Source organism: Massilia sp. UMI-21, from assembly GCA_015277795.1.
Lineage (GTDB): Bacteria > Pseudomonadota > Gammaproteobacteria > Burkholderiales > Burkholderiaceae_D > Telluria.
In genome coordinates, this window is the sequence record CP063848.1 from 5,024,397 (window position 1) to 5,045,983 (window position 21,587).

18 protein-coding genes and 1 pseudogene are annotated in these 21,587 nt (G+C 66.4%); 13 read left to right on the plus strand and 6 right to left on the minus strand.

Annotated features, from left to right (window positions below; all coding sequences use genetic code 11):
• Positions 1-4: 4 nt before the first annotated feature.
• The 4 genes from sucC to recA all read right to left on the minus strand — a co-directional run bounded on the left by sucC (position 5) and on the right by recA (position 3,932).
• Complete coding sequence (gene sucC, locus IM543_22105; protein ID QOY94150.1) at positions 5-1,174, minus strand: ADP-forming succinate--CoA ligase subunit beta; 1,170 nt, start codon at positions 1,172-1,174, stop codon at positions 5-7.
• A gap of 71 nt (positions 1,175-1,245) precedes the next feature.
• Positions 1,246-1,821, minus strand: coding sequence for a DUF2889 domain-containing protein (locus tag IM543_22110; GenBank protein QOY94151.1), 576 nt, complete (start codon positions 1,819-1,821; stop codon positions 1,246-1,248).
• 542 nt (positions 1,822-2,363) lie between these two features.
• On the minus strand, positions 2,364-2,822 hold the full coding sequence (recX, locus tag IM543_22115) for a recombination regulator RecX (GenBank protein QOY94152.1): 459 nt from the start codon (positions 2,820-2,822) through the stop codon (positions 2,364-2,366).
• Positions 2,823-2,831: 9 nt separating this feature from the next.
• Positions 2,832-3,932, minus strand: coding sequence for a recombinase RecA (recA, locus tag IM543_22120; GenBank protein QOY94153.1), 1,101 nt, complete (start codon positions 3,930-3,932; stop codon positions 2,832-2,834).
• A gap of 250 nt (positions 3,933-4,182) precedes the next feature.
• Here recA and IM543_22125 point away from each other — a divergent pair, with 250 nt between their 5' ends.
• The 5 genes from IM543_22125 (at position 4,183) to IM543_22145 (ending at position 11,065) form a co-directional block, all read left to right on the plus strand.
• A complete protein-coding gene (locus IM543_22125; GenBank protein QOY94154.1) occupies positions 4,183-4,884 on the plus strand; it encodes a response regulator transcription factor in 702 nt (233 codons plus the stop codon).
• Between the two features lie 196 nt (positions 4,885-5,080).
• Complete coding sequence (locus IM543_22130) at positions 5,081-6,529, plus strand: sensor histidine kinase N-terminal domain-containing protein (protein QOY96813.1); 1,449 nt, start codon at positions 5,081-5,083, stop codon at positions 6,527-6,529.
• Positions 6,507-6,824, plus strand: a complete 318-nt coding sequence (locus IM543_22135) for a DUF4212 domain-containing protein (GenBank protein QOY94155.1) — start codon at positions 6,507-6,509, stop codon at positions 6,822-6,824. Before IM543_22130 ends, IM543_22135 begins: the two co-directional genes overlap by 23 nt.
• On the plus strand, positions 6,821-8,893 hold the full coding sequence (locus tag IM543_22140) for a cation acetate symporter (GenBank protein ID QOY94156.1): 2,073 nt from the start codon (positions 6,821-6,823) through the stop codon (positions 8,891-8,893). Before IM543_22135 ends, IM543_22140 begins: the two co-directional genes overlap by 4 nt.
• Before the next feature lie 132 nt (positions 8,894-9,025).
• Positions 9,026-11,065, plus strand: coding sequence for a S9 family peptidase (locus IM543_22145; protein QOY94157.1), 2,040 nt, complete (start codon positions 9,026-9,028; stop codon positions 11,063-11,065).
• A 70-nt stretch (positions 11,066-11,135) separates the two neighbouring features.
• Here IM543_22145 and purM read toward each other — a convergent pair whose 3' ends face one another.
• A complete protein-coding gene (purM, locus tag IM543_22150; GenBank protein QOY94158.1) occupies positions 11,136-12,179 on the minus strand; it encodes a phosphoribosylformylglycinamidine cyclo-ligase in 1,044 nt (347 codons plus the stop codon).
• Between the two features lie 132 nt (positions 12,180-12,311).
• Between purM and IM543_22155 the strand changes: the two genes are divergently transcribed.
• From IM543_22155 to thpR, 7 genes are all read left to right on the plus strand, one after another.
• On the plus strand, positions 12,312-13,394 hold the full coding sequence (locus tag IM543_22155) for an AI-2E family transporter (GenBank protein ID QOY94159.1): 1,083 nt from the start codon (positions 12,312-12,314) through the stop codon (positions 13,392-13,394).
• A gap of 33 nt (positions 13,395-13,427) precedes the next feature.
• Positions 13,428-14,111: a DnaA regulatory inactivator Hda gene (gene hda / locus IM543_22160; protein ID QOY94160.1), complete on the plus strand. Its 684-nt coding sequence runs from the start codon at positions 13,428-13,430 to the stop codon at positions 14,109-14,111.
• Complete coding sequence (locus IM543_22165) at positions 14,108-14,782, plus strand: HAD family hydrolase (protein QOY94161.1); 675 nt, start codon at positions 14,108-14,110, stop codon at positions 14,780-14,782. The genes hda and IM543_22165 overlap by 4 nt, the downstream gene beginning before the upstream one ends.
• Positions 14,775-16,193, plus strand: a complete 1,419-nt coding sequence (gene pcnB / locus IM543_22170) for a polynucleotide adenylyltransferase PcnB (GenBank protein ID QOY94162.1) — start codon at positions 14,775-14,777, stop codon at positions 16,191-16,193. The genes IM543_22165 and pcnB overlap by 8 nt, the downstream gene beginning before the upstream one ends.
• Complete coding sequence (gene folK / locus IM543_22175) at positions 16,190-16,663, plus strand: 2-amino-4-hydroxy-6-hydroxymethyldihydropteridine diphosphokinase (GenBank protein QOY94163.1); 474 nt, start codon at positions 16,190-16,192, stop codon at positions 16,661-16,663. Before pcnB ends, folK begins: the two co-directional genes overlap by 4 nt.
• A 72-nt stretch (positions 16,664-16,735) precedes the next feature.
• Positions 16,736-17,584: a 3-methyl-2-oxobutanoate hydroxymethyltransferase gene (gene panB, locus IM543_22180; GenBank protein QOY94164.1), complete on the plus strand. Its 849-nt coding sequence runs from the start codon at positions 16,736-16,738 to the stop codon at positions 17,582-17,584.
• Between the two features lie 9 nt (positions 17,585-17,593).
• Positions 17,594-18,109: an RNA 2',3'-cyclic phosphodiesterase gene (thpR, locus tag IM543_22185; GenBank protein ID QOY94165.1), complete on the plus strand. Its 516-nt coding sequence runs from the start codon at positions 17,594-17,596 to the stop codon at positions 18,107-18,109.
• A gap of 114 nt (positions 18,110-18,223) precedes the next feature.
• Here the strand turns inward: thpR and IM543_22190 are convergent.
• Positions 18,224-18,600, minus strand: a pseudogene (locus IM543_22190) (VOC family protein).
• Between the two features lie 232 nt (positions 18,601-18,832).
• On the opposite strand from IM543_22190, the gene IM543_22195 reads away from it, so the two are divergent.
• Positions 18,833-21,559, plus strand: coding sequence for a DUF4214 domain-containing protein (locus tag IM543_22195; GenBank protein QOY94166.1), 2,727 nt, complete (start codon positions 18,833-18,835; stop codon positions 21,557-21,559).
• Positions 21,560-21,587: the final 28 nt, after the last annotated feature.

The window sequence follows — 21,587 nt, forward strand, 5'->3', positions numbered from 1 at the left end:
CGAATTAGGCTTGGCCAGCAGCGGCGGCAACGACCTGCTTCGCTGCATCTTCCATGGTGTCTGCGGCGATGATCGGCAGGCCCGATTCGGCCAGCATCTTCTTGCCCAGGTCTTCGTTGGTGCCCTTCATGCGGACCACCAGCGGCACCTTCAGCGAGACAGCCTTCGATGCGGTGATCACGCCTTCGGCGATCACGTCGCAGCGCATGATGCCGCCGAAGATGTTGACCAGGATGGCTTTCAGGCCCGGGTTCTGCAGCATGATCTTGAATGCTTCGGTGACTTTCTCAGCCGTCGCACCGCCGCCCACGTCCAGGAAGTTGGCCGGCTCGCCGCCGAACAGCTTGATGGTGTCCATGGTGGCCATGGCCAGGCCGGCGCCGTTCACCAGGCAGCCGATGTTGCCGTCGAGCGAGATGTAAGCCAGGTCGAATTTCGAGGCTTCGACTTCGGCCGGATCTTCTTCGTCCAGGTCGCGGTAGGCGACAATTTCCGGGTGACGGAACAGGGCGTTCGGGTCGAAGTTGAACTTGGCGTCCAGGGCGATGACCTTGCCGTCGCCGGTCACGATCAGCGGGTTGATTTCGGCCAGCGAGCAGTCGGTTTCCCAGTAGGCTTTGTACAGGCCTTGCAGGTTGGCGCGGGCGGCTGCGATCGAGCCTTCCGGCACGCCGATCTTGCGGGCGACGTCGTCAGCCTGCGCGTCGGTCAGGCCGACCGACGGTTCGATCACGACGTTGTGGATCTTTTCCGGGTTGCTGTGCGCGACTTCTTCGATGTCCATGCCGCCTTCCGACGAGGCCATCAGCACGATCTTCTGGGTGACGCGGTCGGTGACCAGCGACACGTACAGTTCCTGCTTGATGTCCGCGCCTTCTTCGATCAGCAGGCGGCGAACTTTCTGGCCTTCCGGGCCGGTCTGGTGGGTCACCAGCTGCATGCCCATGATCTGGTCAGCGTATTCCTTGACCTGCTCCAGCGACTTGGCGACCTTGACGCCGCCGCCTTTACCACGGCCACCGGCATGGATCTGGGCCTTGACGACCCAGACCGGGCCGCCCAGCTCTTCAGCGGCCTTGACGGCCTCTTCCACCGTCATGCACGGAATGCCGCGCGGAACGGTCACTCCGAACTTTCGGAGGATCTCTTTGCCCTGATACTCATGGATTTTCATGCTGGCTTCCCTTCTTTTCTATGTACTGAATGAGTAATACGGTTGAATTACAAAATGACAAACAGCGAATCCTAACCCGACACAGCTTTGATCGACCAGCGGGGATAGTAGGTGGCCACGGCCGGTCCGTCGCTGCGCAGCGCATGGCAACGGTCGAGCTCGAAAGGCCGTTCGGCCGCGCTGGTGTGAACACTGGCGTCGGCGCCGCCGCGATCGTCGAACACGTCGTCGGCAAAGGCCTGCAGCGCTGCCGTGGGCAGCACCTGGGCCAATTCGGTCAGGTGGGTGCAGCCGAGCACGCCCGAGAGGCGGTCTTTCAGATGCAGCCGGAAGTGGTTCATGAGCGACAGGCCGACCAGCTTTTTATAAGCAGGGCCAATGGTCTCGCAGAAACCGGGATAGGGAACGGCATCGGACGCAGCTTCGGCGTCCACGATGGTCATATTGCGGTCGATGGTGACGCGCAGCTTGAGGTCGTGCACCGGCAGGCCAGCCGGGCGCGTGCCCGAGCCGAGCTCGATGTCACGGGTTTTGACGTCGCGGATACTGGCGTCCAGATCCCACAGGCCATCATCGCGCGCATAGGCTTCGACGGTGATGGCGCGCGTATGCCGGAGCGAGCGCGATACGGGAGGAGACAGGGGCATAAAAACCAATGCCGCTTGCGCGGCGGTTAGTGGTGCAGCCAGTGTGCTTCATGCACGTTGCCGTAGCTTCTACGACAACAACCGCTCATGCGGCGCTGCTTAAACCGTGGAAGTTTAGCACAGGGCGTTGTCGGTTGCACTGCAACAGAGGCGATTTTGCCGCGCTGCAGCGATTCGGCAGCGATTTCTTGCCGAGTCGTCAAGCTTGCAGGTGGCTGGACGAGTTTGGTACCTGGCAGGACCAATTGGCGCGCGGACCGGACGGGCTTAACAAAGGGAATGCTGAACGGACAGCGCCAGCGTGCAGCGCCATTATCCGTTGAGGAATATGCCGAGGCATATCGGAAATGACGCTCCACGCTGGCGCCGGAGCAGGGTTTCTCCACGCTCTCTCTATAAAAGAAGCGTGATTCATCGATTGGTGCATGAACGCCGCACCATCGAGGGTGATACAACAGGCCTGCGGCCACGCCTGGCATATCGTCGGAGCAGCCTGGGGCCAGGCCGGCTCTTCATTGCAGCAGACCGAGGTTCCAGTTCTGCTACAGCTCGTCGTCGTCGGGAGCGCCCTGCATGGCGACCCGCGCAGCGCGTTGGGAGAAACCACGCTGCAGCAGGAAACGCATCTGCTTGGCTCGCTCGGCCGCATCGGCGGCGACGGTACCGAACTTGCGCTGCCACACTTCGGAGGCACGCGCCGTCTCGCTGTCGGCAAGCGAGGCTTTGATCTCGTCCAGGGCTTCGCCTTTGACACCGTGGCTTTGCAACTCGGCCATCACCCGGCTATTGCCGAAACGTGCCGCCCGCCGGTTGATGAGCGATTCGGCAAAGCGTTCTTGCGACAGCCAGTTGTTTTTTTCAAGGAAATCCAGGAGGGCTTCCACGTCGTCGCCCTCCTCGGCGTAACGGGCCAGCTTGCGCCCCAGCTCGAGCCGGCTGTGCTCGCGCATCGACAGGTAGCGAAGCGCGCGCGCTTTGAGGCTCAGCTGGGGTGCGGGCATGGGCGTGGCTTACTCGCCGACTGCCTGCAGCTTCGGCTTGCCGCCATCTTTACCGCCTTCTTTGCCGCCCTCTTCGGCAGCAACCGGCGGCAGCTCGCGCACGCCCAGCGCGGCACGGACCTTGTTCTCGATTTCGCGTGCCAGTACCGGACGATCTTTCAGGAACTGACGGGCGTTGTCCTTGCCCTGGCCGATGCGTTCGCCGTTATAGCTGTACCACGAGCCCGACTTCTCGACGATCTTGTTGTCGGCGCCCAGGTCCAGGATTTCGCCTTCGCGCGACGTGCCTTCTCCGTACAGGATGTCGAAGTGGGCTTCCTTGAACGGCGGCGCGATCTTGTTCTTGACGACCTTGACCTTGGTTTCGTTACCGATCACTTCGTCACCCGACTTGATCGAGCCGGTACGGCGGATGTCCAGGCGCACGGAGGCGTAGAACTTCAGCGCGTTACCGCCGGTGGTGGTTTCCGGGCTGCCGAACATGACACCGATCTTCATGCGGATCTGGTTGATGAAGATCACCAGGGTATTGGTGCGGTTGATCGAGCCGGTCAGCTTGCGCAGCGCCTGCGACATCAGTCGCGCCTGCAGGCCCGGGAGCGAGTCGCCCATGTCGCCTTCGATCTCGGCGCGCGGGGTCAGTGCCGCCACCGAGTCGATCACCACCAGGTCGACCGAACCCGAACGCACCAGCGCGTCGGTGATTTCGAGGGCCTGTTCGCCGGTGTCCGGCTGCGAGATCAGCAGCTCGTCGAGCTTGATGCCCAGCTTCTGCGCATAGGTCACGTCGAGCGCGTGCTCGGCGTCGATGAAGGCGCAGGTGCCGCCCAGTTTCTGCATCTGGGCGATGGTCTGCAAGGTCAGGGTGGTTTTACCCGACGATTCCGGGCCGTAGATCTCGACGATACGACCACGCGGCAGGCCACCGACGCCCAGCGCGATGTCCAGGCCCAGCGAGCCGGTGGAAACAGTCTGCACTTCCTCGACCGGCGCGTTGGTGTCCATGCGCATGACCGAGCCCTTGCCGAACTGCTTTTCAATTTGCGCCAGGGCGGCGGCCAGCGCCTTGCCCTTTTCAGCGGCGTTTACTGCGAGTTTTTTGTCGTCCATGGTGTACTTTCAGCTGTGGAGTGGGCAAGGTAGGATCGCTACCGCGCAAATCAAGGTTAGTACTGTACAAGATGCTGTACAAAAAGCCAGTGGTGCGTATACATCGAATCCAGACCAATACTGTATATAAAACCAGTGGTTTTGGCAAGCGAAAAAAGCGCCTGTGTTGTTATCCACGAGACTCGCATTGTTGCGATAAATCAAACACAATAGAGCTTCTCGAAGGTCTAACGTTTTACAGGTGGTCCCCATGCGAATTCTGCTCGCCGAAGATGATAGCGTACTTGCCGACGGACTCACGCGTTCCCTGCGCCAGTCCGGGTATGCGATCGATTGCGTCAAGAACGGCCAGGATGCCGACACGGCCCTCACTACCCAGGAGTTCGATCTCCTCATCCTCGACCTCGGCCTGCCCAGGCTGTCCGGGCTGGAGGTGCTGCGCCGCCTGCGTGCGCGCTCGTCGCTGCTGCCGGTGCTGATCCTCACCGCGGCCGACTCGGTCGAGCAGCGCGTCGAGGGCCTCGACCTCGGCGCCGACGACTACATGGCCAAACCCTTTGCCCTGTCCGAACTGGAAGCGCGGGTACGCGCCCTGACCCGGCGCGGCGCCGGCGGCGGCCCTGCCGTGGTGCGCCACGGTCCGCTGGTGTACGACCAGGTCGGCCGCAGCGCCTACATCAACGACCAGATGCTCGACCTGTCGGCACGCGAGCTCGGCCTGCTCGAGGTGCTGCTGGCGCGTACCGGGCGCCTGGTCTCGAAGGAGCAGCTGGTGGACCACCTGTGCGAATGGGGCGAGGAAGTCTCGAACAATGCCATCGAGGTCTACGTGCACCGGCTGCGCAAGAAGATCGAGATCGGCGGCGTGCGCATCGCCACCGTGCGCGGCCTCGGCTACTGCCTCGAGAAATTCTCCGACGCCCCACGCGCGGCGGCATCCGAGAACAAGTGAACGAAGCCCAGTGAACGAACGCGACGCCGGGCTTGCCGACGCGCCCCCGCCGGGCGCGGGGCAGGACGCGTCCGCGCCCGGCGCGGGCGCCGGGTATCCGTCCTATGTCCCGCCCTATGTCCCTCCCTATGTCCCGCCGAATCCGGAGCCCGACGAGAACATCCGCCATTCGCTGTTCGGCGAGATTCTCGACTGGATGCTGGCCCCGCTGCTGTTGCTGTGGCCGATGAGCATCGCGATCACCTACCTGGTGGCGAAGTCGATCGCCAACCAGCCATTCGACGATGCACTGGAAGACCGCGTCACCGTGCTGTCGCAGCAGATCCGCACGGTGGCCGGCCGGCCCGTGGTGCAGCTGCCCGCCAGCGCGCGCGACGTGCTGCGCGCCGACGACGTCGACAGCGTGTATTTCCAGATCAGCGCGCCGGACGGCAGCCACATCGACGGCGACCGCGACCTGCCGCGCCCCCGCACCGCCAACGGCGCCGACAGCGGCGACAGCGCCGAGCGCGCCTACAGCGGCGCCGTGGTGTTCCGCAACGACACCATCCACGGCACGCCGGTGCGCGTCGCCTATTCGTACGTCAACCTCGACCCCTTGCGGCCCGGCCCGGTGCCGGCCGATTCCGCGCCCGGCCTGGCCCTGGTCCAGGTCGCGGAAACCCTGGACAAGCGCGCCCACCTCGCCAACGAAATCATCAAGGGCGTGATCCTGCCCCAGTTCATCATCCTGCCGGTGATCCTGGCGCTGGTCTGGTTCGCCCTGTCGCGCGGCCTGTCCCCGCTGGCCGAGCTGCAGGAACGCATCCGCGCACGGCCGCAGGACGACCTGTCGCCGATCGACCCGCGCCAGGTGCCGGAAGAGATCTCGCCGCTGGTCGGCTCCTTCAACGACATGCTCGAGCGCCTGGCCCAGACCGTCGAGATGCAGAAGCGCTTCATCGCCGACGCCGCGCACCAGATGAAGACGCCGCTGGCGGGCATGCGCATGCAGTCCGAGCTGGCCCTGCGCCAGGTCGACCCCGACGAAATCCACCGTTCGCTCGAGCAGCTGGCCAAGAGCTCGGAATCGGCCACGCGCCTGGTCAACCAGTTGCTGGCCCTGGCCCGCGCCGAGAACCAGCCGCACGCCGGCCTCGCCTTCGAAGAAATCGACCTGACGCAGCTGGCCCGCGCCACCGTGCAGGACTGGGTGCAGGCCTCGTTCGTGCACCGCATCGATCTCGGCTACGAGTCGCCCGAAGCGCCATCCGACGCCCCGATCCGGATCGCCGGCAACGCACTGATGCTGCGCGAACTGCTGTCGAACCTGATCGACAACGCGCTGCGCTACACCCCGCAGGGCGGCAGCGTCACGGTACGCGTGCGGCGCGACGGCGAACATGCCCTGCTCGAAGTCGAGGACACCGGTCCGGGCATCGCCCCCGCCGAGCGCGCGCACGTGTTCGATCGCTTCTATCGCATCCTCGGCAGCAACGTGCAGGGCAGCGGCCTGGGACTGGCGATCGTGCGCGAAATCGCCCAGCAGCACGGCGCCGAGATCGACATCTTCAACAATCCGCGCAGCCACGCGTCCAAGTACCCGGGCAGCCTGTTCCGCCTGACCTTCCCGCCTCCTGTCCATGAACCCATCGATGCCGACTGAGCCCCTGCCTCCTTCCAGCGATCCGCACCTGCAGCTGGCCGCAGCCGGCGCCGCGCACTGGGGGGCGACGCGCCGGCTGACCCTGGTCCTGATGACGCTGTGGCTGTGCACCGGCTTCGGCACCGTGTTCTTCGCGCGCGAGCTGTCGCGCTTCACCCTGTTCGGCTGGCCGCTGTCCTTCTACATGGCGGCCCAGGGCGCCTCGCTGGTCTCGCTGGGGGTGATCGCCTTCTACGCCTGGCGCATGCGCCGGCTCGACCGCCTGCATGCGGCCGCCGTCCCGGAGCACCCATGAGCGCGAACAAGCCGCCCTACTTTCGCAAGCTGTCGCGCTACTACCTCTGGTACACCGCCTGCTTCGCGCTGTTCCTGGTGGCGCTGGCCCTGCTCGAGCAGGAGGGCATGCCGCGCCTGTGGATCGGCTACAGCTTCATGTTTGCGACCATCGTCCTGTACGCCACCATCGGCGTGGTGGCGCGCACCTCCAACGTCACCGAATACTACGTGGCCGGGCGGCGCGTGCCGGCCCTGTTCAACGGCATGGCCACCGCCGCCGACTGGATCTCGGCGGCCAGCTTCATCAGCCTGGCCGGCGGCCTGTACCTGTACGGCTTCGACGGCCTGGCCTACATCATGGGCTGGACCGGCGGCTTCGTGCTGGTGGCCCTGCTCATCGCGCCCTACCTGCGCAAGTTCGGGCAGTACACCATCCCCGATTTCCTGGCGGTGCGCTACGGCGGCGGCGCGGGCGGGCGCGGCGGCCCGGTGCGGGCGCTGGCGGTGGGCGCCACCATCCTGGTGTCGTTCACCTACGTGGTGGCGCAGATCTACGCGGTCGGCCTGATCGCCTCGCGCTTCACCGGGGTCGATTTCTCGGTCGGCATCTTCCTGGGCCTGGCCTCGATCCTGGTGTGCTCCTTCCTGGGCGGGATGCGCGGCATCACCTGGACCCAGGTGGCGCAGTACATCATCCTGCTGGTGGCCTTCCTGATTCCGAGCATCTGGCTGGCGGCCAAGCATGCCGACAACCCGGTGCCGCAGCTGGCCTATGGCTCACTGCTACCCAAGCTTGCCGTGCGCGAGCGCCAGCTGGAACAGGACCCGCGCGAGGAACAGGTGCGCGCCGAGTTCCGCCGCCGCGCCGCTGCGTATTCGGCCCGCCTCGCGGGGCTGCCGGGCTCGTGGGAAACCGGCAAGCTGGAGGCGCAGCACCAGCTGGTGGCGGTGCGCACCAGTAATGCCTCGCTGGGCGAGGTGCGCCAGGCCGAACGTGCCTTCAACACCTACCCCGGCTCGCCCGACGAGGCGCGCACGCTGTGGCTTCAACAACGCGACGCCAACCTGGCGCGGGCGCGCCCGCCGGTGCCGCACGCCGTGCCCTTCCCCGGCGCGACGCAAGAAGAATCGGACAAGCGCCGCAACAACTTCCTGGCGGTGGTGTTCTGCCTGATGTTCGGCACCGCCGCCCTGCCCCATATCCTGATGCGCGCCTACACCACGCCCTCGGTGGACGAGACCCGGGTCTCGGTGTTCTGGACCCTGTTCTTCATCCTGCTGATCTACCTGACCATCCCGGCGCTGGCGGTGCTGGCCAAGTACGACATCTACACCGCGCTGGTGGGCAGCGACTTCTCGGCGCTGCCCACCTGGGTCTCGTACTGGGCCAATGTCGACAAGGTCAAGCCCCTGCTCAGCATCGCCGACATCAACCGCGACGGCGTGGTGCAGCTGGCCGAGATCGCGATCGATGCCGACGTGCTGGTGCTGGCCACGCCCGAGATCGGCGGCCTGCCCTACGTGATCTCGGGCCTGGTGGCGGCCGGCGGCCTGGCGGCGGCGCTGTCCACCGCGGACGGCCTGCTGCTGGCGATCTCCAACGCCCTCTCGCACGACGTCTACTACAAGATGGTCGACCCGGGCGCCTCGACCCAGAAGCGGGTCACGATCTCCAAGCTGCTGCTGCTGGCGGTGGCCTTCATCGCTGCCTACGCCGCCTCGCAGAAGCCGGCCGACATCCTCTCCTTGGTGGGCGCGGCCTTCTCACTGGCTGGTTCCACTCTTTTTCCGGTGCTGGTGCTGGGCGTGTTCTGGAAGCGCGCCAACCACATGGGCGCGATCGCCGGCATGGTCACCGGCTTCATGGTCTGCCTGTGGTACATGCTGCGCGCCAGCCCGACCCTGGGCGGCAGCCTGGACGCGTCCTGGCTCGGCATCCAGCCGCTGGCGGCCGGGGTGTTCGGGGTGCCGGCCGGACTGCTGGCCACGGTGGTCGGCAGCCTGCTGAGCGCGCCGCCGAGCCGCACCAGCCTGGGGATGGTCGACTATATCCGGGCGCCGCAAGAAGAACAATCAGGCAAACCCTGAGGCGGGGTGACCACAATTCTCATGCAGGCTGCATGACATCTGCATGGCAAGCTGCCTTTCCCGCCGCAGGACTGTTATTGTTGAGCGCGCGGGACCACAACCGCAGACATATCGACAACCGAACAGAGATTCATGCATACCTCGCTATCACGCTCGCTGCGCGGCGCAGCATTCGCCTGCGCCGTCGCACTCGCCTGCGCCCAACCAGTCCATGCCGATACGCAGGCGCAGGCAAAGGCCGCGCCGCCGCCCATCTCCAGCTTCTTCGCCAACTCCCCGTTTGGCGGCGCCGTGCTGTCGCCGGACGCGCACTTCCTGGCGGTGCGCCTGGGCGCCCCGGGCAAGCGCGATTCCCTGGCAGTGATCGACCTCTCGAACAACAGCGCCAAGGTCATCGCCTCGTACAACGATGCCGACGTCGGCACGATCCGCTGGATCAACAACGAACGCCTGGTCTTCACCACCGAGGAAAAGAATGTCGGCCTGGGCAACAAGCGCTACGCGCCCGGCCTGTATGCCATCAACCGCGACGGCCGCAAGTTCGTCGAACTGGCCGACCGCAGCGGCATGGGCAGTACCCACGGCACCCGTACCACCCGCAGGGTCCTGCCCTGGCATACCTACCTGCTGCCCCAGGCCGGCTCCCGCGACTCCGACTACGTGTATGTGACGAGCCCGAATTTCGATACCGCCGGCGAAGTGCGCAGTGTCGACCTGTTGCGCCTGAACACCCTGACCGGCACTACCCAGACCGTGCCGCGCCCGGGCGAGGTACGCGGCTGGATGCTCGACCACCAGGGCGAGCCGCGCCTGGCATCGTCGTTTGAGAAGGACACGATCACGCTGCATTACCGCGAGCCGGCGACCGGCAGTTGGCGCGTGCTGGCCAGCTATCCCGCCTACGGCGACGGCAGCAAGGCGCTGCAGCCGCTCGGTTTCAACGCGGAGGGCAAACTGTACGTGCTGGCGCGCAGCGGCGGACGCGATACGACCTCGGTCCACATCTTCGACATCGCCACCGGCAAGATCGACCCGCAGCCACTGGTGACGACTGCCGGCTTCGACTTCGATGGCGGCCTGGTCGCGAACCGCGACAAGGTGCTGGGCATCCGTTTCACCACCGATGCGACGTCGAACGAATGGTTCGACCCGGGCATGAAGGCGATCCAGGCCGAGCTGGACAAGCTGCTGCCGGCCACCATCAATATGGTCACCGTGCCGGCGCAAAGCGATTCGCCCTGGGTGCTGGTGCACTCTTATTCGGACGTCGTCCCCCGCATCTACTCGCTGTACAACATCAAGACCAGGCAGCTGAACAAGATCGCCGACGCCAAACCCGGCATCAAGCCGTCCGAGATGGGGCGCCAGCAGTTCGTGCGCTACAAGGCGCGCGACGGCCTCGAGATTCCGGCCCTGCTCACCTTGCCGGCCGGCGGCGCCAGGAACAAGCTTCCGATGGTGGTGCTGGTGCACGGCGGCCCTTACGTACGCGGCGCTTCCTGGGGCTGGCACCCGGAGTCGCAATTTCTGGCGTCGCGCGGCTATGCGGTGCTGGAACCGGAATTCCGCGGCAGCCAGGGTTTCGGCATCAAGCATTTCAAGGCCGGCTTCAAGCAGTGGGGCCTGGCGATGCAGGACGACATTGCCGACGGCGTGCGCTGGGCGGTGGACAAGGGCATCGCCGACGGGGCGCGCGTGTGCATCGCGGGCGCCAGCTACGGCGGCTATGCCACCCTGATGGGGCTGGTGAAAGATCCCGATCTGTACAAGTGCGGCATCAACTGGGTGGGCGTCACCGACATCAACCTGATGTACAACGGCGGCTGGAGCTTCACCAACGACACCCCGGACGAGTACAAGGCCTACGGCATGCCGGAAATGGTCGGCGACCCGGTCAAGGACGCGGCCCAGCTCAAGGCGACTTCGCCGATCGAACAGGCCGCCCGCATCACGCAGCCCGTGCTGCTGGCCTACGGCGGTGTCGACCGTCGCGTGCCGATCAACCACGGCACGCTGTTCCGTAATGCGCTCATGAAAACCAACCAGGACGTCGAGTGGGTCGAATACCCCGAAGAAGGCCACGGCTTCTCGCTGGAGAAGAACAACATCGACTTCTGGAGTCGGGTCGAGCGCTTCCTGGACCGGAACATCGGCGCGGGCGCGGCGAAATAAGCGCGACGACAGCGCCGCACACAGAAACGGGCGCCGCGGCGCCCGTTTTCACGTCAGCAGCAAACCGCTGTCATTGCACCACGGTCTGCGCCTGGCCTTCTTCGCGCGCGCGGATCTCGCCGATGCGGTAGACGGTCTCGCCGGCCGCCTGCAACTGGGCCATGGCGGCGTCCGCGTTTTCCTTCGCCACGATCACGGTCATGCCGATGCCGCAGTTGAACACGCGGTGCATCTCGGCATCGGCCACGCCGCCGTGCTGCTGCAGCCACTGGAACAGCGGCGGCATGGTCCACGATTGCGCATCCAGCACCGCGGTGAGCTTCTCGCCCAGCACGCGCGGGATGTTCTCGACCAGGCCGCCGCCGGTGATGTGCACCATGCCCTTCACTTCCATCGATTGCATCAGGGCCAGCAGCGGCTTGACGTAGATGCGGGTCGGCGCCATCAGCACGTCGGCCAGCTTACGGCCGTGGAAGTCGGCTTCCAGGTCGGGCTTGGCGACGCTAATGATCTTGCGCACCAGCGAATAGCCGTTGGAGTGGATGCCCGACGAGGCCAGGCCCAGCACCACGTCGCCCGGGGCGATCTTGCTGCCGTCGATGAGCTGCGATTTTTCCACCGCGCCGACGGCGAAGCCGGCCAGGTCGTATTCGCCGTCCGGGTACATGCCAGGCATCTCGGCGGTTTCGCCGCCCAGCAGGGCGCAGCCGGATTGTTCGCAGCCCTGGGCGATGCCCTTGACCACGGCGGTGGCGGTCGGCACGTCCAGCTTGCCGCAGGCGAAGTAGTCGAGGAAGAACAGCGGCTCGGCGCCCTGGACCAGGATGTCGTTGACGCTCATGGCGACCAGGTCGATGCCGACCGTGTCGTGGCGGTTCAGCTCGAAAGCGAGCTTGAGCTTGGTGCCGACGCCGTCGGTGCCCGACACCAGGACCGGTTCCTTGTACTTCTTGCTGATCTCGAACAGCCCGCCGAAACCGCCGATGCCGCCGAGGACACCTTCGCGCATGGTGCGCTTGGCAAACGGCTTGATTGCTTCGACCAGGGCGTCGCCTGCGTCGATGTCGACACCGGCGTCGCGGTAGGAGAGGGAAACATTAGATGGTTGGCTCATGGTATTTGGCAGCGGAGGCGGTAAAATAGAAGGCGGCAGACCGTCAGACCTGGTCAATCCGCTATTTTAGCAAAACCGCCCCCGCCATTCCGATTGTTGGCGAAACCGCAAAGACAAATAACAAGAACACGCATGCCACTATTCCTCACGCCAGAGCAAAAACAGTCCGCATTCTGGTTCGCGCTCTGGCTGGCGGTGGCACTTCTCCTGGTCACCCTGGGGCCGATCCTGTCGCCCTTCATCGCCGCGGCCATCCTCGCCTACATGCTGGGCGGGGCGGTGGACCGCCTGGCGCGGGCCCGCCCCGGCCGGCGCGGGATGGCGCGCGTGCTAGCCGTGTCGCTCGTGCTGGCGGCCTTCTTCGTGGTGCTCATCGCCCTGGTGCTGACCGTGGTGCCGGTGCTGCGCGCCGAGATCCCCCTGCTGCAGGCCAAGATTCCCGCCTTCTTCACCTGGCTCGACACCTTCGTCGCACCCTGGCTGGCCGGCTACGGCATCAACGTCAAGCTCGACAGCGCCGGCCTGCGCCAGCTGGTCGAACAGCAGATCGCGGCCGGCGGCGACGACCTCTGGACCTCGGTGCTGGCCAAGGTGCGGGTGGGCGGCAGCGCGGTGCTGGGCTGGGTCGCCACCCTGACCCTGGTGCCGGTGGTGCTGTTCTACCTGCTGCTCGACTGGCACCGCCTGCTGGCCCGCATCGCCGGCGCGATCCCGCGCCGCTGGGTCGGCCAGGTGGGCGGCATGGCGCGCGAGACCGACGAGCTGCTGGCCCAGTACCTGCGCGGCCAGCTGCTGGTGATGATCGTGCTGTCCGTGTACTACTCGGCGGCCCTGGCCATCCTGGGACTGGACGTGGCGCTGCCGGTCGGCGTGCTCACCGGCCTGCTGGGCTTCGTGCCCTACCTCGGTTTCGGCCTGGGACTGCTGCTGGCCCTGGTGGCGGCGCTGCTGCAATTCGCCGGCTGGGCGGGCCTGGCCTGGGTGGTGGCGATCTATACCGTGGGCCAGCTGATCGAAAGCTTCATCCTGACGCCGCGCCTGGTGGGCGAGCGCATCGGCCTGCACCCGCTGGCCGTGATCTTCGCCCTGATGGCCTTCGGCGAGCTGTTCGGCTTCGCCGGCGTGCTGCTGGCCCTGCCTGCTTCGGCGGTGCTGATGGTCGGTTTCCGCCACGTGCGCGCCCACTATCTGCGCAGCAGCTTTTATAATGCCTGACGCATATGATTTTTTTAACGTGACTCCAACGCGATGAAACAGCTGGTGCTCGATTTAGGCGCCGATCCGGCGCACAGCCTCGACACCTTCCAGGTGGGCGAGAATGCCGAACTGGCGCACCTGATGCACCAGTTCGCGCAGCGTGCTTCGCGCGAGCATTTCGCCTACCTGTGGGGCGACACCGGCGCCGGCAAGACCCACCTGCTGCAGGCGCTGGCGGCCAGCCCGGCCTCGCGCTACATCCCGTTCGACGCGCCGGAGGACCAGTTCGTCCATGCCGAGGACGTGACCCTGTATCTGCTGGACGACTGCGACCGCCTCTCGCCGCAGCGCCAGATCGACGCCTTCGCCCTGTTCAACCAGATCCGCGAGCACGGCGCCTACATGGTCAGCACCGGCCCGGTGCCGCCCGGGGTGCTGGGGGTGCGCGAAGACCTGCGCACGCGCATGGGCTGGGGCCTGGTGTACCAGATCAAGGGCCTGTCGGACGACGAAAAGATCGCCGCCCTCACCCAGGCCGCCGAAGCGCGCGGTTTGACGCTGTCGGCCAGCGTGTTACCCTATTTGTTGTCTCACTTCAAGCGCGACATGCGGTCGCTGGCGACGATGCTGGACGCGCTCGACCAGTATTCGCTCGAGACCCAGCGCCCTGTCACCCTGCCGCTGCTGCGTGATTTGTTGCTGCAAGAAAACCAGCAGTCGGAACCCAAAGAATGAAAAACCTTGCGCTGTTTGACCTCGACCACACCCTGCTGCCGATCGATTCGGACTACGAATGGGGCGAGTTCCTGGTCCGCATCAAGGCGGTGGACGAAATCGCCTTCCGCCGCCGTAACGACGAGTTCTTCGCCCAGTACCAGGCGGGGGTGCTCGACCCCGTGGAATACCTCGAATTCGCCCTCGGCACCCTGGCGCGCTTCCCGCGCGCCGAACTGGACGCCCTGCACGCCCGCTACATGCGGGAAGTGATCGAGCCGGCGATCAGGCCGCAGGCATTGCAACTGGTGCGCGAGCACCAGGAAGCCGGCGACCTGGTGGCGATCATCACCGCCACCAACCACTACATCACGGCGCCGATCGCGGCACGCTTCGGCGTGGCGCACCACATCGGCGCGATGCCGGAAGTCGACGCCAGCGGCAAGCTGACCGGCAAGCTGTCCGGCACCCCGACCTCGGGCCCGGGCAAGATCACCCACATGCACGCATGGCTGGCGCGCCTCGGGCACAGCTTCGATGCGTTCGAGCGCTGCCACTTCTACAGCGACTCGCACAACGACCTGCCGCTGCTGTCGATCGTCAGCCATCCGGTCGCCACCAACCCGAGCGCCAAGCTCGCCGCCCACGCGCAATCGCAGGGTTGGCCAACCATTCATCTCTTCAATGATTAAGAAATTCATCCGCAAGATCCTCGGCGTAAAAGACGACGGCCGCGACCCGACCCAGGCGCTCATCCTGGGGCCGGAAGAACACAAGATCGACCCGCGCAACGTGTCGCGTAACGCGATCACGGTCACCCAGACCCTGCAGGAAGCCGGCTTCCAGGCCTTCGTGGTGGGCGGCGCCGTGCGCGACCTGCTGCTGGGCGTGAAGCCCAAGGACTTCGACATCGCCACCGATGCCACGCCCGAGCAGGTCAAGCGCCTGTTCCGGCGCGCCTTCATCATCGGGCGCCGCTTCCAGATCGTGCACGTGATGTTCGGCCAGGACCTGCTGGAGGTGACCACCTTCCGCGGCAACGGCAGCGACAACGCGCCGAAGGACGAGCACGGACGGGTCCTGCGCGACAACAACTTCGGTCCGCAGCACGAAGACGCGGCGCGCCGCGACTTCACCATCAACGCCATGTATTACGACCCGGCCACCCAGACGGTGCACGACTACCACGGCGGCATGGACGACATCCGCGCCAAGCTGCTGCGCATCATCGGCATGCCGGAGGCGCGCTATCGCGAAGATCCGGTACGCATGCTGCGCGTGGTGCGCTTCGCCGCGAAACTCGGCTTCACCATCGAGCCGACCACGCGCGCGCCGATTCCGGTCATGGCCCCCCTGATCGACAACGTGCCGGCGGCGCGCGTGTTCGACGAAATGCTCAAGCTGCTGCTGTCGGGCCATGCGCTGGCCTGCCTGAAAGAGCTGCGCTCGGCCGGCCTGCACCACGGCCTGCTGCCGCTGCTGGACGTGGTGCTGGAACAGCCGATCGGCATGAAGTTCGTCACCCTGGCGCTGGAATCGACCGACGGCCGGGTAAAAGCCGGCAAGGGCGTCTCGCCCGGCTTCCTGTTCGCCTCGCTGCTGTGGCACCAGGTGCTGGAAAAATGGAATGCCTACCGCGCCGCCGGCGAAGCGCCGATCCCGGCGCTGCACCTGGCGGCCGACGACGTGCTCGACACCCAGACCGAGAACCTGGCCCTGCAGCGCCGCATCGCCACCGACATGCGCGACATCTGGGCCATGCAGCCGCGCTTCGAGCGCCGCACCGGCAAGGCGCCGTTCAAGCTGCTCGAACACCCGCGCTTCCGCGCCGGCTACGACTTCCTGCTGCTGCGCTGCGAATCGGGCGAACTGCCGGGCGAGGTCGGCGAATGGTGGACCGCGTTCTACGCGGCCGAAGGCGGCGAGCGCGAAGCCCTGTTGGCGTCCGCCAACCAGCGCGACCGCGGCGCGGCGCGCGAAGGCGCGCCGGGTCGCAGCGGCGAACCGCAGAAGCGCAAGCGTGCGCCGCGCCGCGGCCCCCGTCGTGGCAACAGCGGCGGCGACGGCGCAGCATCGCAGCCCCAGGGCGGCGGCGAGGAATGATCGCCTACGTCGGCATCGGCGCCAACCTGGGCGACGCCCAGGCCAACGTGCTCGATGCGCTGCGCCGGCTCGCCCGGCTGGACGGCACCACGGTCATCGAAACCTCGGGCCTGTACCGCACCGCGCCGGTCGACGCCAAGGGCCCAGACTACATCAACGCGGTCGCCTGCATCGACACCGCTTGCGATCCGCACGGGCTGCTGGCGGCGCTGCAGGACATCGAACAGGCGCATGGCCGCGAGCGCCCCTACCGCAACGCCCCACGCACGCTCGACCTCGACCTGCTGCTGTACGGCGACCAGCGCATCGCCACCGAGTCGCTCACCGTGCCGCACCCGCGCATGCACGAGCGCGGCTTCGTGCTGGCGCCGCTGGCCGAGATCGCACCCGACATCGTCATCCCCGGCCTGGGCCCGGTGCGCGACTACCTGCCGCTGGTCGCCAGCCAGGCGGTCGAGAAGATCGGTTGAAGAAGGTCCTGCGCGTTTGCGCGCGGGGCATTACACTACGCGTTTCCGTACGACCGTCTTAAAAGGATTTCCATGAGCGCTTACCTGCAGGGTCAGGATCCGGCCGCCAACGATGCCCCGAAACCCGTCCGCAAGGCCGTCACCGCGCCCGCGCTGCTGGCCATGCGCGCCGCCGGCGACAAGATCGCCATGCTGACCGCCTACGACGCCAGCTTCGCCTCGCTGATGGACCGCTGCGGGGTCGACGTGCTCTTGATCGGCGATTCGCTGGGCATGGTCTGCGCCGGCCACGATTCGACGCTGCCGGTGACGGTGCCCGATGTGGCCTACCACACGGCCTCGGTCGCACGCGGCGCCAAGCTGGCGCTGGTGCTGGCCGACATGCCCTTCGGCAGCTACACGACCCCGGTCGAGGCCTACAACAATGCCGTCACCCTGATGCGCGCCGGCGCCCAGATGGTCAAGATCGAAGGCGGCGCCTGGCTGGCCGAGACGGTGCGCTTCCTGGTCGAGCGCGGCATTCCGGTGTGCGCCCACATCGGCCTGACGCCGCAGTTCGTGCACGCTTTCGGCGGCTTCAAGGTGCAGGGCAAGACCGACGCCGCGGCCGAGCAATTGAAGGCCGACGCCCTGGCCTTGCAGGCGGCGGGCGCCGCACTGGTGGTGCTGGAGGCGATTCCGGCCGCACTCGGCAAGGAAGTCACCGAACTGCTGTCGATTCCGACCATCGGCATCGGCGCCGGCCCGGACTGCTCCGGCCAGGTGCTGGTGATGCACGACCTGCTGGGCGTGTTCCCGGGCCGCAAGGCGCGCTTCGTGCGCAACTTCATGGATGGCCAGACCAGCATCGACGCCGCCGTGACGAGCTACGTGGCGGCGGTCAAGGACGGCAGCTTCCCGGCGCCGGAGCACTGCTTCTAAGGAGACGCCATGGACGGACCGGCGCCATCATCCACGACCCGTCTGTTCCTGGCCCTGTGGCCCGATCACGGGCTGCGCGATCTGCTGCTGCAGTGGCGCGACGCCTGTGGCTGGCCGCAGGGCGCCAGCCCCGTCCCGGCCGACAAGCTGCATGTGACGCTGCACTTCCTCGGCAGCCTGCCGAGCGAACGCCTGCCCGAACTGCTGGACGGTGTCGACGTGCCCTTCGAGCCCTTCCGTCTGGAACTTACCCACGCGACGCTGTGGCACAACGGGATCGCGGTGCTCGAGCCGGAGCGCACGCCGCCGGGGCTGGCCGCCCTGCATGCGCGTCTGTCGGAGGCGCTGGTGGCCCTCGGCCTGCAGCCGGAAGCGCGCCGCTACCGTCCGCACGTGACGCTGGCGCGCCGCGCAGGCGGCGCCACGCTGCCCGCACAAGGCGCGCCGGTAGCGTGGGACGTGCGCGGCTATGCGCTGCTCGCGTCAACGGACGGCGTCTACACGATCCTGCGCAGCTACGGCTAGGGTCCATCTGCATCGCATGCCGGCGCTGAACGCGCGGTCGGCCGAGCCGACCACCCTACGCAAATTCGCTATCCCGTGCCCGGCATCCGTCAGACAGCGCAGCGCCAGCCGAACTTATTTCGGGCGGTGCACGGCGCAGAGCTTGTTCCCGTCCGGATCGCGCACGTAGGCCAGGTACAGGCTTCCCATGCTGCCCTCGCGCAGGCCGGGCGGGTCTTCGCAGGTGCTGCCGCATCATGGAACTGCCGCACCTGCTCGGGCGAACTGCACTTGAAACCGATGGTGCCGCCGTTGGCGCAGCGCGCGGCGTCGCCATTGATCGGCTCCGAGACGCCGAAGCTGCCGCCCTCGTGCCGATAGAACAGGCGGGCTTGGCCGGTCGGCGCCTTGTTCTCGACGGGCTCTCCCACACCGAGCGTGCCCAGTACCGCGTTATAGAAACGCTTCGAGCGCGCGATATCGTTCGACCCTACCATGACGTGACTGAACATCCTTGTTCCTCCTGTGCGTTGCATGCGAATGGGGTGCTGCCGCCGCGAGTATAACCGGCTCTTTCGTTCGTGCCGGACGCCGCGGCGCGGCGCATGCAGACAGGGTGCATACCCATCTGAGTTCCCCCTCGGGAGGGGGCGGTAATCGCACGATGCCCATGCCAGAATGTTTCTCATCGGGCGAGGCATGTGACCGTCGCCACTCGACGAACCGAACGCTCTGGAGCACAGCATGGCCAACTACGAAACCGCAATCCAACAACTGTACGTCGCCTACTACAACCGCCCCGCCGATCCGGCCGGGCTGGCATACTGGCAGGGCGTCGTCGCATCCCAGGGCGGCGACACGGCCGCCGTCTCCGCCGCCTTCGCCTCCTCGGATGAATACGTGTCGGTCTACGGCGGCAAGGACAACCGCACCGTGGTCAACACCGTCTACCGCAACCTGTTCGGACGCGACGGCGAGCCGGCAGGCCTCGACTACTGGGCCAAGACGCTCGACGACCACCAGATCACGGTGGACGGCGTGGTCACCGCCATTGCAGGCGGCGCACAGGGCGCGGACCTGGTCGCCTTCCAGAACAAGGTCAAGTTTGCGACCGGCTTCACCGGCGTGCTGGACCTGCATCCCGAAAGCGCCGCCTACAACGGTAGCGACGCGCTGGCATTCGCCAAGCAGCTGACGTCGGCCGTCACCACCGACGCATCGCTGGCGACGGCGCTCGCCAGGCTGGACGCGTCGGCCGCGGACTTTGTCGCGGCGAGCAAGGCGCCGATCATGTTCACCCTGAGCGCCAATGCCGATAGCGGCCTTGCCTTCAAGGGCGGCGGCGGCGACGACGTCTACCACGCCAACGCCGCCACCTTCTCGGCCAACGACAGCATCGACGGCGGCGGCGGCCGCAACGCGCTGCTCGTCATGGACGAGGGCAGCTTACTTGCGGCCACCCCGCCGGCCGGGGCGACGCTGACCAATATCCAGGAACTCGTCATCGGCACGGGGGGCGCGGTCGGCAATGCCGGCGCCTACGACCTGTCGGCGTTCGCCGACCTGCAGCAGGTAGCCATCGATGCCGGCGGCGCCGTCAACGTCAAGGTCGGCGACAAGGTCGAGCTCAACGTCCAGACCAGCAGCGGCGCCATCACCACGCATGGCGGTCACACGGTGTACACCAGCGGCAACACCGCCGCAGCCACGTTCACCGGCAATGCGCTCACCACCGTCGGCCTGGCCAACACCAACCAGGCCGCGACCATCAACAACAGCACGGCGGACCACAGCCTGGCCCTGCACCTGAACGGCGTCGGCAACGGCGCGACGGTCACGGATAGCGCGGCCAGGACCCTCAACCTGAAGGTCGGCAGCGGGGAAGACGGCGCCGGATCAAACGTCAACCTGGCCGCCGCCAAGGCCACCGCACTGAATATCGACAACGCCAGCGTCCTCCAGCTGACCACCACCGCGCTGGCGGCGGACGACAAGCTGGCGGCCATGCGCCTGGCCAGCGCAGGCGAGTTCAGCGCCGACGTCTCGGGTATCGCCTCCCTGACGACCATCGACGCCTCGCAGTCGAGCGGTGCGAACACGCTCACCGTGGCCAGCGCGGCAGGCCTGGCGGTCAAGGGCGGCTCGGGCGTGGACAAGCTCACCATGCTCGGAGCCCTGGCGAATAACGCGGTGGTCGATCTCGGCGCCGGCAACGACCACTACGACTTCGTCCAGCTCGCCCTGAGCGGCGCCAAGGTCGACGGCGGCGCCGGCCTCGATACCATCGTGATCAAGGATGCCGCCCTGCTCGGCACCTCCGGCACCCCGGTCTACAGCAACTTCGAGACCCTCGACTTCTCGAGCGGCAAGGGCAGCTATGACCTCGACCGGGTCGGCAGCGTCACCACCCTGCATACCCACGCACGCCTGAACGGCCCGGTGAGCTTCACCAACGGCAGGGCCGACTCGACCATCGAGATGGTGAGCCAGGACCTCAACCTCGACCTCGCCGGCAAGCCGGCCGACCAGTTGGTGATCGGCGCCGACATCAAGTTCACCATGAAGGATGCCTCCGGCAGCAACGACAGGCTGAGCATCAGCATGACCGCGAACGACGCCGGCGCCGAAGGCAGGATCACCGGCCAGGTCCAGGCCAACACGGTCGAGACCAGCGGCATCGAGACGATTGCCCTCCATTCCACCGTCGACAAGCTCGAAGCCGACAACCCGGCCACGCCCGGCAACGAAGCCCGGGTCGCGGCCGACTACGTCAACAGCTTCTCCTACCTGCGCGCCGCGGGCAGCAAGACGCTCCAGGTGACGGGCGACGCCAGCGTGGACATCGCGCGGGTCTATTCGGACACGCTCACGACCATCGACGCCTCCGGCTCGAGCGGCAACATCTACATCGACGGCGTCGGCCGCAGCGCCGGCGCGGCCAAGACGGCGCTGACCTACATCGGCAGCCAGGGCGTCGACGTGTGCCAGGCCACCGATACCGGCGTGGTCTTCCAGGGCAACGCCGGCAAGGACGAGGTGCTGCTGTACCGTTACGAGCAGATCCAGGACGTCATCAAGTTCACCAAGGCCAGCGATTCGCAGCTGGTCTGGGCCACCCAGAACAGCAAGCAGGTCAGCGGCTTCGACACGGTCTTCGACTTCCAGGTCGGGGTGGACAAGATCGACCTGTCCGGCCTGCACCTGGCGGCCGGCGCCAACCGGGATGGCTTTGCCAGGCTTGCCGTGGCTTCGAACACCGACCACATCCTGCAATCGACGCTCAAGGATGGCGTCGGCGTGTTCAACGACAACGGCACCAACCGCTCGGTCGCCTTCGCCATGTGGGGCGCCAAGGATGGCTGGATGCTGGTGGACGTCAACGGCGACGGCAACTACACCAGCGACACCGACATGGTGTTCGCCATGTACGGCACCACGGGGGTGCCGACGATGAGCGACTTCATCTTCTGATCTTCCGCCAGTCGAAAAAAAACCGCCT

Excerpts from the sequence above, each read along its gene's own strand:
- folK (QOY94163.1), top strand. The coding sequence starts at position 16,190 with ATGATCGCCTACGTCGGCATCGGCGCCAACCTGGGCGACGCCCAGGCC.
- recA (QOY94153.1), bottom strand. The coding sequence starts at position 3,932 with ATGGACGACAAAAAACTCGCAGTAAACGCCGCTGAAAAGGGCAAGGCG.
- panB (QOY94164.1), top strand. The coding sequence starts at position 16,736 with ATGAGCGCTTACCTGCAGGGTCAGGATCCGGCCGCCAACGATGCCCCG.
- pcnB (QOY94162.1), top strand. The coding sequence starts at position 14,775 with ATGATTAAGAAATTCATCCGCAAGATCCTCGGCGTAAAAGACGACGGC.
- IM543_22145 (QOY94157.1), top strand. The coding sequence starts at position 9,026 with ATGCATACCTCGCTATCACGCTCGCTGCGCGGCGCAGCATTCGCCTGC.
- IM543_22155 (QOY94159.1), top strand. The coding sequence starts at position 12,312 with ATGCCACTATTCCTCACGCCAGAGCAAAAACAGTCCGCATTCTGGTTC.
- IM543_22195 (QOY94166.1), top strand. The coding sequence starts at position 18,833 with ATGGCCAACTACGAAACCGCAATCCAACAACTGTACGTCGCCTACTAC.
- IM543_22135 (QOY94155.1), top strand. The coding sequence starts at position 6,507 with ATGAACCCATCGATGCCGACTGAGCCCCTGCCTCCTTCCAGCGATCCG.
- IM543_22140 (QOY94156.1), top strand. The coding sequence starts at position 6,821 with ATGAGCGCGAACAAGCCGCCCTACTTTCGCAAGCTGTCGCGCTACTAC.
- purM (QOY94158.1), bottom strand. The coding sequence starts at position 12,179 with ATGAGCCAACCATCTAATGTTTCCCTCTCCTACCGCGACGCCGGTGTC.
- thpR (QOY94165.1), top strand. The coding sequence starts at position 17,594 with ATGGACGGACCGGCGCCATCATCCACGACCCGTCTGTTCCTGGCCCTG.
- hda (QOY94160.1), top strand. The coding sequence starts at position 13,428 with ATGAAACAGCTGGTGCTCGATTTAGGCGCCGATCCGGCGCACAGCCTC.
- recX (QOY94152.1), bottom strand. The coding sequence starts at position 2,822 with ATGCCCGCACCCCAGCTGAGCCTCAAAGCGCGCGCGCTTCGCTACCTG.
- IM543_22125 (QOY94154.1), top strand. The coding sequence starts at position 4,183 with ATGCGAATTCTGCTCGCCGAAGATGATAGCGTACTTGCCGACGGACTC.
- IM543_22130 (QOY96813.1), top strand. The coding sequence starts at position 5,081 with ATGCTGGCCCCGCTGCTGTTGCTGTGGCCGATGAGCATCGCGATCACC.
- IM543_22165 (QOY94161.1), top strand. The coding sequence starts at position 14,108 with ATGAAAAACCTTGCGCTGTTTGACCTCGACCACACCCTGCTGCCGATC.
- IM543_22110 (QOY94151.1), bottom strand. The coding sequence starts at position 1,821 with ATGCCCCTGTCTCCTCCCGTATCGCGCTCGCTCCGGCATACGCGCGCC.
- sucC (QOY94150.1), bottom strand. The coding sequence starts at position 1,174 with ATGAAAATCCATGAGTATCAGGGCAAAGAGATCCTCCGAAAGTTCGGA.